Below are 3,083 nucleotides of genomic sequence, written 5' to 3' on the forward strand. Positions count from 1 at the left end.
TGACGTCCGGCTTCCGGATTGTGAAAAACAGCGCTCCCCGCCTTGCGGGGAAAAACTCATCGCTAGCGCGATGAGTACTTCAGCAGCCTGATAGGCGGTCTCCAAGGTGCCTGATGCCACGGAGATAAAACCCTTCGAAAAGCAGTCCAGAAAATTCATGTTCGATTGTTTAACGCAAACCTGGCCAGAGCGAAGCAATCTCTTTGCGAGCTCTTGCCGCTTTCCCCGGCGTTGGCTTGTATTTGAACCTAAACGCATAACAATCCGCCGATTCAATGAGCGGCCCCGCATGCACGGCGATTGTCAACGTAGTTGTCACGTCACCTTACGCAACCTGCTTTAGTTCTGCTAGCTCCATCTGCTCCGGATTGAGCCAGACTTCGTCGGCCAAACTCCAGTTCCGCGTCGGCCCTGACCAACGCGCAGGCGTTCTGGCCTTAGCCTCAGCATAGACCGCTTCACGGTGCGCCAGCACCACCGGGGCGAGGCGACTGTGGCGCTGCGCCGGCGTGACGAATTTCAGTGCACTAGGCTTGTGCTCATGGTTGTACCAACGCACGAATCGCTGCGTCCATGCGCGTGCCTCGTCCACGCTGTCGAACGCCTGGTGCGGGTAGTCCGGCCGGTATTTGCAGGTCCGGAACAGCGACCCCGCGTAGGGGTTGTCATTGCTCACGCGCGGCCGGCTGAACGAAGCGACCACCCCCAGGTTTTCCAGGGTGGCCAGCATCGTCGCGCCCTTCATTGGACTGCCGTTATCCGAGTGCAGAACCAGAGGACGTCCAGCCAGACCTTCGGCCAAACTGGCTCGCCGCATGAGCAGCGCCGCCAGTTCCGCCGACTCCGCCCGATGCACTTCACCGGTGGCGCAATGGCTGGTCACCACCCGGGCCGAGGGCTTGCGCGCACGACCGCGGTGATGCTGCTGCGACGCGCTACGCAAGACACGATAAAAGCTCGACTCCGAGGCCACGTACTGGCCGCGGTCCGCCAGCGTCGGTACGATCTGGCTGGGCGGCAAACTGGCAAACTCCACGCTGTTGGCCACGGCAAGAATCTGCTGGCGTTCCGCCTCGCTTAGCTTGTTGGCTGGCGCTGGCCGCTCAGTGGTGGTGCGAGCATCTGCGACCACCTCGTCGCCTTCCCGAACCCAGCGCTGGAAGGTGCGCAAGCTCAGACCCAACTCGTCGCAAGCCTGCGCCAGCCGGCAGCCAGAGCGTTCTGCCTCACGAATCAACGATATACACAACCGGCGATCTGGGACGCTGATCAGTCGTCCTCTTTTTCTCCCCAGATCGCCTGGACTTTTTTTCTCAGGATCAACAACGCGGCCGCTTCCGCCAGCGCCTTCTCCTTGCGCTGTAATTCCTTTTCAAGCTGCTGGATACGCTTCTTGTCGCCTTTGGACTGGAGCAGTTGCTCTCGCGCCTGCTCACCGGCGTTGGCATTGGCCGAGCGACAGGCCTCGCGCCAAGCAGCGATCTGCTCCGCGTAAAGACCCTTGCGGCGGCAATACTCGGCCAATTCCGCCTCATTGAGCGGCGCGGTTTCCAGTACCACCGCAAACTTGTCTTCCGAGGACCAGACCTCGGGGTTCTTTCCATCTCCCGGCACCGGGACTCCTTGCGCTTTCATCTGTCGACGCCAAGCATACAGCGTCTGCTCCGTGATCCCCGTCTCCCTTGCCAGCGCTGACACCAACGCGTTCTCGGGAGGCATCATGCGGAGCAACAGCGCTTCCTTTCTCTCTGCTGAATAGGCTCTCATTCACTCTGACTCTACCGCCCCCAGACTGGGTCAATCGAAATCAGGTGACACGACAACAATTCTGACGCCGGGGGTGCACGAGGATCTTTCGACGTCTGCAAAGTTTTGATTCAGATCAATTCACGGGACCAGACTTATGTCTATCTTTCTTTTGGATACCCATCCCGTCCTTTAGACTCGCGTCACCATTGCATGGTGATATTGGTAGAATGTCCAATACTACGCTATCGGAAATTCGTCATGTTAACACGAAGCTATTGCAAGTCTTTGTTCTCGTTATGGAGTACCGTAACCTGGGGGCTGTCGCAGCATGCACCCAGCGCAGCGTGAGCACGGTGTCCTATAGTCTCGATCGCTTGGGCGAGATCACCGGTGACCCCTTGTTCTTCAAAGGAAACGGCATACTTGTGCCCACACCGCATGCGATACGTCTGGAAAAGATAGCGCGACAGATCCTGGCGATATGGGGAGATTTGGTTCGACGCCGAGAGGAGGTCACGACCAAGCGTCAGGAGGGTGGTAGGCGCGTAGCAATAGGCTTTTCGGCATCGATTGGCGATCCCCTCATCACTGAAATCTTGTTCGCCTTAGGCGAAGAGTTTCCGCAAGACACTTTTGTCACGCGGCCGGTGATTGCCGATGCGGTGCTTGCCAGTCTACTTGACGCCGGAGAATTAGACTGCGCCTTCGTCGTCGACAGCGGGCACCATCCCGAGCGTGTGCGCCAGCATAACATCGTGGCAACGCAGCGTCGGCTCGTCGGCGCCACGCGCAGAGTCAACGAGGATAAGAGCGAGAATGCCTGGATCCTATTGCAAGAAGACAGCGAACCCGGCAGCCCGTTACGTGCCTTCCTGAGCCGGCAGGCCGGTACGCCTGGCTACCGAGAGACGGTGGTGCCATCCTGGCATGCGCAGATAACGCTACTGCATTCAGCGGGTGGCATCTGCTCGCTGTTGGATTATAACATTCCATTGGTGACACGCGAGCCAGAAACGCAGCTTCTAGCACTCCCTTGTAGTTTCCCAAAATGGGCTGCCTTGAATTTCTGGGGGGCGGAACGCAGTTGCGATCAACGAGTGGTGAGCGACGTCATGGAGGTTGGTAGAGCTGTGCTGCGCGATCCGCTCAAGGCCATCGGCAGAAGTAACAACATGGCTCAACAGCAATTACTACGCAATATCTTACCGGAGGCAGGCGCCGTAGACACAAGTCCTTTCGGTTAGGGATACTCTGCACAAACGCGAATCGAGTGTGCTTGGCCGTTTAACAGGAAGCTGAATGCGCCACGACGCCAACCTATCAGCTCGGAGCGA

The 3,083-nt window shown here is 58.3% G+C and carries 2 protein-coding genes; one reads left to right on the forward strand and one right to left on the reverse strand.

Translation table 11 applies throughout. From position 1 onward, the window contains the following. Window positions 1-325: 325 nt before the first annotated feature. Window positions 326-1,767 (reverse strand): IS3 family transposase gene (locus A3AG_RS32410; RefSeq protein WP_240074694.1). Its coding sequence is split into 2 segments (ribosomal slippage): window positions 326-1,305 and window positions 1,305-1,767, totalling 1,443 coding nucleotides; the frame shifts between segments, so codons are not numbered across the junction. Window positions 1,768-1,976: 209 nt separating this feature from the next. Here A3AG_RS32410 and A3AG_RS0100295 point away from each other — a divergent pair. Continuing rightward, complete coding sequence (locus A3AG_RS0100295; protein ID WP_012354595.1) at window positions 1,977-2,993, forward strand: LysR family transcriptional regulator; 1,017 nt, start codon at window positions 1,977-1,979, stop codon at window positions 2,991-2,993. Window positions 2,994-3,083 lie beyond the last annotated feature (90 nt).

This window comes from Cupriavidus neocaledonicus, from assembly GCF_000372525.1.
Lineage (GTDB): Bacteria > Pseudomonadota > Gammaproteobacteria > Burkholderiales > Burkholderiaceae > Cupriavidus > Cupriavidus neocaledonicus.

What these genes read in the sequence shown, in the direction of transcription:
- A3AG_RS0100295 (WP_012354595.1), top strand. Translation starts at nt 1,977, where the DNA reads ATGTCCAATACTACGCTATCGGAAATTCGTCATGTTAACACGAAGCTA.